General features: G+C 67.7%; 6 protein-coding genes. 4 read left to right on the top strand and 2 right to left on the bottom strand.

The genetic code is table 11. From position 1 onward, the window contains the following. Nucleotides 1-223: 223 nt before the first annotated feature. The 3 genes from ACFVJS_RS25550 (at nucleotide 224) to groL (ending at nucleotide 3053) form a co-directional block, all read left to right on the top strand. The gene (locus ACFVJS_RS25550) at nucleotides 224-862 is read left to right on the top strand and encodes a hypothetical protein (protein ID WP_378886253.1); all 639 of its coding nucleotides are present in this window, start codon (nucleotides 224-226) and stop codon (nucleotides 860-862) included. Nucleotides 863-1048: 186 nt separating this feature from the next. Beyond that, nucleotides 1049-1342, top strand: coding sequence for a co-chaperone GroES (groES, locus tag ACFVJS_RS25545; protein WP_165110708.1), 294 nt, complete (start codon nucleotides 1049-1051; stop codon nucleotides 1340-1342). A gap of 91 nt (nucleotides 1343-1433) precedes the next feature. Continuing rightward, the gene (gene groL / locus ACFVJS_RS25540; protein ID WP_378886251.1) at nucleotides 1434-3053 is read left to right on the top strand and encodes a chaperonin GroEL; all 1620 of its coding nucleotides are present in this window, start codon (nucleotides 1434-1436) and stop codon (nucleotides 3051-3053) included. 83 nt (nucleotides 3054-3136) lie between these two features. Here the strand turns inward: groL and ACFVJS_RS25535 are convergent, their stop codons facing one another. Continuing rightward, on the bottom strand, nucleotides 3137-3886 hold the full coding sequence (locus ACFVJS_RS25535) for a GH25 family lysozyme (RefSeq protein WP_378886250.1): 750 nt from the start codon (nucleotides 3884-3886) through the stop codon (nucleotides 3137-3139). A gap of 20 nt (nucleotides 3887-3906) precedes the next feature. After that, nucleotides 3907-4566 (bottom strand): DUF305 domain-containing protein, encoded by a 660-nt coding sequence (locus ACFVJS_RS25530; protein ID WP_378886248.1) that lies wholly within the window; start codon nucleotides 4564-4566, stop codon nucleotides 3907-3909. A 180-nt stretch (nucleotides 4567-4746) separates the two neighbouring features. Between ACFVJS_RS25530 and ACFVJS_RS25525 the strand changes: the two genes are divergently transcribed. Then, nucleotides 4747-6213 carry an LVIVD repeat-containing protein gene (locus ACFVJS_RS25525; RefSeq protein ID WP_378886246.1) on the top strand — a complete coding sequence of 489 codons (1467 nt, stop codon included), beginning with the start codon at nucleotides 4747-4749 and terminating at the stop codon, nucleotides 6211-6213. Nucleotides 6214-6256: the final 43 nt, after the last annotated feature.

Raw genomic sequence — 6256 nt, 5'->3', positions numbered from 1 at the left:
GCGGACTGCACCGCCAGAGCCGGGTCCTTGCCGTCGGACGTTGCCGCGGACGTCATCTCGGTGGCCCGCGCCAACAGCCGTTGCCCGTCATCGGTGAGCAACCAGGCGAAGGCGTCGAGGTCCATGCCCCGATACTCTCAGGCCGGTTCCCGGTCCGGGCAAACTCCATTACCCCGCGGGGTGTTTCTGATCTAGGATCCGCCAAGTGCGCAGATCCCCCCGCATGGTCCCTCTGACCCTCTGGGCGGCCGCGGCCGCGACGACCCTGGTGTCGCTGCTCCTCGCCGTCCCCGCGCCGGCGTCGGCGGACTCGGTGACTCCGGTGGACGAGTGCCCGTCCGGGGACCGCTCCTACTCGTCGGTGAGCTCCCGCTCCGCCACCGCGAAGGCACCCGACGGCTACGGGATCGCGTCCTTCTGCGTCGTCGGTCGTGGCAACGCCGGTGCCGAGGTTCACACCCTGGCCACCCCGCAGGCGAGCACGGTGATCGAGCACAGCAGCGGTCGGCAGCTGGACAGCTACTCGGTGACGTACGTCCGGACCCGGGTCGTGAGCGAGTCGGAGGCCACTGAAGAGGTGTCCGTGAAGCCGGAGGGGAAGACGACCGAGGAGCCTTCGCCTACGCTGCAGGAAGAGAGCGTGAAGCAGAAGGAGTCGGCCACCGCCGAGCGGTCGGAGAGTCCGGAATCCGCGACTGACCTGCTGTTACAGGGTGACGGCGAAGAGCTCGAGATCACGAACTTCGAGGAGACGGACGACCGCGAGGCCCGCTGGTCGTTCATGGTCGTCGGAGGGATCATCGTCATCGGTCTGCTCGCCGGTGCGATCGCGCTGACCGTGCGGCTCCCCGGGCAGCGATAACCCATTGCTGGCACTCATTGCGGGCGAGTGCTAACGTCTGCATTGGCACTCTCCCCCTGAGTGTGCCAGCGCTTGCGAGCCGGGTGCGACCCCCGCGACGGCGTACGCGGCATGTCGCAAGCACAGACGTAGCAACACCCACCCAGAATCATCTGACTCCATAGAAGAAATGGGGAGGTCGACACAGTGTCGGTCAACATCAAGCCGCTCGAGGACCGCATCGTCGTGAAGGCCGTCGAGGCCGAGCAGACCACCGCCTCGGGCCTGGTCATCCCGGACACGGCCAAGGAGAAGCCCCAGGAGGGCGAGGTCCTGGCTCTCGGCCCGGGTCGCATCGACGACAAGGGCAACCGCGTCCCGCTCGACGTCCAGGTCGGCGACAAGGTCATCTACAGCAAGTACGGCGGCACCGAGGTCAAGTACGCCGGCGAGGAGTACCTCATCCTGTCCGCCCGCGACATCCTCGCGGTCATCGCCTGACGTCATCCGTCTCGCACAAGCGCGGCCGGGCCGGCGGGGTGGAAGTCCTGGCCGGTCACGGCCGCGCACTGCGTACTAGGGAGTAATGCATATGCCGAAGATCCTGGAGTTCGACGAGAACGCCCGCCGCGCCCTCGAGCGTGGCGTCGACGCCCTCGCCAACGCCGTCAAGGTGACGCTGGGCCCCAAGGGCCGCTACGTCGTCCTCGACAAGAAGTGGGGCGCCCCGACCATCACCAACGACGGTGTCACCGTCGCGCGTGAGGTCGAGCTGGACGACCCGTTCGAGAACCTTGGTGCTCAGCTCACCAAGGAGGTCGCGACCAAGACCAACGACATCGCTGGTGACGGCACGACCACCGCGACCGTCCTCGCCCAGGCGATGGTCCACGAGGGTCTGCGTGCGGTTGCCGCCGGCGCCAACCCGATGAGCCTCAAGCGCGGTATGGACGCCGCGGCCGCCGCCGTCGGCGACGCGCTGCGTGCCGCCGCCCGCGAGGTCGTCGACGAGTCCGACATGGCCTCGGTCGCCACCATCTCCTCCCGCGACGCGAAGATCGGCGAGATCCTCGCCGAGGCCTTCGCCAAGGTGGGCAAGGACGGTGTCATCACCGTCGAGGAGTCCAACACCACCGGCACCGAGCTCGAGTTCACCGAGGGTATGCAGTTCGACAAGGGCTACATCTCTCAGTACTTCGTGACCGACCAGGAGCGGATGGAGGCCGTCATCGACGACCCGCTGATCCTGCTCGTCCAGGGCAAGATCAGCTCCGTCCAGGAGCTCCTGCCGCTGCTGGAGAAGGTCATCGCCGCCGGCAAGCCGCTGTTCATCATCGCCGAGGACGTCGAGGGCGAGGCGCTCTCGACCCTGGTCGTGAACAAGATCAAGGGCACCTTCAACGCGACCGCCGTCAAGGCTCCCGCGTTCGGTGACCGCCGCAAGGCGATGCTGCAGGACATCGCGATCCTGACCGGCGCGCAGGTCGTCGCCGAGGAGGTCGGTCTCAAGCTCGACCAGGTCGGCCTCGAGGTGCTCGGCACCGCCCGCCGCGTGACCGTCTCCAAGGACAACACGACCATCGTCGAGGGTGGCGGCGACGCCGCTGCCGTCGAGGGCCGGGTTGCCGAGCTGAAGTCCGAGATCGAGCGCACCGACTCCGACTGGGACCGCGAGAAGCTCCAGGAGCGCCTCGCCAAGCTCGCCGGTGGCGTCTGCGTGATCAAGGTCGGCGCTCACACCGAGGTGGAGCTCAAGGAGAAGAAGCACCGCATCGAGGACGCTGTCTCCGCGACCCGCGCCGCCATCGAGGAGGGCATCGTCCCCGGCGGTGGCTCCGCGCTGATCCACGCCGTCTCCGTGCTGGAGAAGGACCTCGGCCTCGAGGGCGACGAGGCGGTCGGCGTACGCGTCGTCCGCAAGGCTGCCGACGAGCCGCTGCGCTGGATCGCCGAGAACGGTGGCGAGAACGGCTACGTGATCACCACCCGCGTCCGCGACCTCGGCGTCGGCCAGGGCTACAACGCGGCCACCGGTGAGTACGGCGACCTGGTTGCCCAGGGCGTCATCGACCCGGTCAAGGTCACCCGCTCCGCGCTCATCAACGCCACCTCGATCGCGGGCATGCTGCTCACGACCGAGACCCTGGTCGTCGACAAGCCGGAAGAGGAAGAGGCGCCCGCGGCCGGTCACGGCCACGGTCACGGCCACTGAGCAGTAGCCGAGTCGGCGCATCTGACCCCGTGCTTCGCGAAGCGAAGCGAGCGAAAGGGGTCGGATGCGCCGACTCGGCGATTTCAGCGAACGATGAGCGAGTCGAGCGAGACATCGTCGGAGAGCACGTTCATGTCCACGTACGCCTCGTCCTCACTCCCCACGCCGTCGAGCCGGTCGCGGTTGGAGTACTGCCAGACGGTCCAGTCGCGTCCGTCGGGGACGCGGGGCGGCCAGGCGACGGAGCGGAACCAGATCGGGTTGTCGGGGTAGAGGTCGACCAGATAGGCGCGGTAGGCCGTCGGGGTGGTGTAGATGACCGGCGCGACGCCGTAGTGGGCCTCGAGCTTGGCGAGCAGCGGGTCGAGGATCGCGCGGACCTCGGCGGCGGGCGGCAGGTCGCCCATGAAGGATCCGTACGGCTCCAGGTCGACGACCGGGGCGAGCGTGCCGACGACCCGGGGCACCGTGGCGATCATGTTGTGCGCCTGGTCGGCGCCCGGGCTCTCGAAGCTCATGAAGTGGTAGGCGCCGGTGGTGATCCCGGCTCGCTGCGCCTGGCCCCAGTTGGCAGCGAAGCGCGAGTCGACGTGGGAGGAGCCCTCGGTCGCCTTGATCCAGGCGAAGTCGACGTCCTGCTCGGCGACCCGGGGCCAGTCGATGGTGCCGTTGTGGTGGGAGACGTCGATGCCGCGGACGTCGTACTTCGCCGCGAACATGCGCGTGGGCATCACGACGCCGGTGTAGACCAGCGCGGTCATGACCAGGGCGAGGACGGCGACGACGGCGGAGCCGATCAGTATCTTTCGACGGCGGGTGGGGGTGAGGGGCACCCGCCGCAACGTACCCGGTCTCACAGCTCCGCGAGCAGCTTCTCCATGATCTCGATCTCCACCGACTGGGTGGCCACGACGTCGGTCGCCATCTCGATCGCCAGCGCGTCGCTGCCACGGGAGGCCATCGGCTCGGCCATCTCCAGGGCGCCCCGGTGGTGCTGGATCATCCCGGTCAGGAAGAGCCGGTCGAACTCCTCGCCCCGTGCCTTGCCGAGCGCGCTCATCTGGTCGGGGGTGAGCATGCCCGCCATCGTGTGCGGAGGATCCGAGGCCCGGGGCACCCTCAGCCCGCGCAGGTCGAGCCAGCCGCTCATGGCCACGATCTCGGGGCCCTGAGCCGACTCGATGCGCTTGGCCAGCGACACGACCTCCGGGTGCACGCCGTGCTCCCGTGCCAGTCGAGTCATCTCCAGCGCCTGGGCGTGATGGGGGATCATCATCGTCACGAAGTCGGCATCGGTCCGGTTCCACGGATCTGTGTCCGCGGCCGAGGGCGAGATCGTCTCCGCCGCCTCGCCCGGGGCTCCGCCCTGCACCACCGGCGCCGACTGGGTGGCGGCCTCGGGGCTGGGCGTGTGGGATCCATGGGCGTCGTGGGTCGAGCTTCCGCACCCGCCGAGCGACATGGCTGCGACCACGACACCCGAGGAGAGGACAGCGAATCGTCGATCGGACATGTGACTCCTTCCGAGATGCCGAGGGCGCGAACAATTTATTCACATTCCATGCGGCCCGTGTACGACTTTTACTAAAGTTGAGAGGTCATGCCCGTGCCACCCCACGGCGGCCGACTCGGAAGGCTTGCGATCATGAGGCTTAGACGATCTACCCACTACCTGGCCCCCATCGCGGCGGCCATGGTTGTCGCAGGAGGGCTGGCCGTCGCCGCCCCGTCCTCCGCGGACGAGTCCCACACCCACGGCACCGAGAGCACCCAGTCTCCCGAGGCCCAGACAAGTTGCACTGCCGAGGAGAAGCGGGCGATCACCAAGCTCGGTGACAACTTCGCCTCCGCCTGCGTCGCCGGCAACGACCTCGCCCAGCTCGGCGCGAACGATCCCGTCGTGCCCGCCGGCGAGTCCGCCGGCTCACCCAACATGCACCTGATCGCCAACATCCCCAAGTCGGGCGCCTTCGAGCCCGTCAACGCGCTCAACAGCGACCTGGCCTTCCAGGGCGACTACGCGTTCGCCGGCAACTACAGCGGGTTCAACGTCATCGACATCAAGGACCCGAAGAAGCCGCGACTGGTCAAGCAGTACGTCTGCCCCGGCTCCCAGAACGACATCTCCGTCTACGGCGACCTGCTGGTCCTCTCCGTCGACTCCAGCCGCAGCAACAACACCTGTGACAACGTGGCGCAGTCGGCCGAGATCAAGGAGTCGTGGGAGGGCCTCCGCGTCTTCGACATCAGCAACCCGCGAGACCCGCAGTACGTCGCGGCCGTCGAGACCAAGTGCGGCTCCCACACCCACTCGCTGGCACCGAGCAAGGACGGTCGGTCCGTCTACGCGTACGTCTCCTCCTACGGGCCTCGGGCGACCTACCCCGACTGCCAGCCCCCGCACGACAAGATCAGCATCGTGAAGATCCCCACGCAGGCGCCGGAGAAGGCCGCGGTGGTCGGTGAGCCGGTGCTGTTCCCCGACGGTGGCTACACCAACACCGCCGGCTGCCACGACATCACCACCTACCCGTCCAAGGACATCGCGGCCGGAGCCTGCATGGGCGACGGCATCCTGATGGACATCTCCGACCGCGAGCACCCGGTCGTGACCGAGCAGGTCACCGACACCGAGAACTTCGCGTTCTGGCACTCGGCCACCTTCAACAACACCGGCACCAAGGTCGTCTTCACCGATGAGCTCGGTGGCGGCGGCGCGCCGACCTGCAACCCGGAGACCGGGATGGAGAAGGGCGCCAACGGCATCTACGACATCGTGGACGGCCAGCTCGTCTTCAAGTCCTACTACAAGATGCCGCGCACCCAGTCCAACACCGAGAACTGCGTCGCCCACAACGGCTCGCTGATCCCGGTCAAGGGCAAGGACATCATGGTCCAGGCCTGGTACCAGGGCGGGGTGTCCGTCTACGACTTCACCGACTCGGCCAACCCGAAGGAGATCGCCTGGTTCGACCGTGGCCCGTTCGAGGACACCTCGACGATCGCCGGCCCCTGGTCGACCTACTACTACAACGGCTACATCTACTCCAACGAGATCCAACGCGGCTTCGACGTCTTCGACCTGCGTGACCCCCGGGTCGCCTCGGCGAAGAAGGTCAGGTTCGACGAGCTGAACGTCCAGGCCCAGCCGTCCTACTGAGCAAAGCCGAGTCGGCGCATCTGACCCCGTGTCTCGCGAAGCG

Source organism: Nocardioides sp. NPDC057772 (assembly GCF_042798075.1).
Classification (GTDB): domain Bacteria; phylum Actinomycetota; class Actinomycetes; order Propionibacteriales; family Nocardioidaceae; genus Nocardioides.
Note: the sequence above shows the minus strand (reverse complement) of the source record. Positions and strands in the feature narration are given on the sequence as shown.

Excerpts from the sequence above, each read along its gene's own strand:
- ACFVJS_RS25550 (WP_378886253.1), top strand. The coding sequence starts at position 224 with ATGGTCCCTCTGACCCTCTGGGCGGCCGCGGCCGCGACGACCCTGGTG.
- groL (WP_378886251.1), top strand. The coding sequence starts at position 1,434 with ATGCCGAAGATCCTGGAGTTCGACGAGAACGCCCGCCGCGCCCTCGAG.
- ACFVJS_RS25530 (WP_378886248.1), bottom strand. The coding sequence starts at position 4,566 with ATGTCCGATCGACGATTCGCTGTCCTCTCCTCGGGTGTCGTGGTCGCA.
- ACFVJS_RS25525 (WP_378886246.1), top strand. The coding sequence starts at position 4,747 with ATGGTTGTCGCAGGAGGGCTGGCCGTCGCCGCCCCGTCCTCCGCGGAC.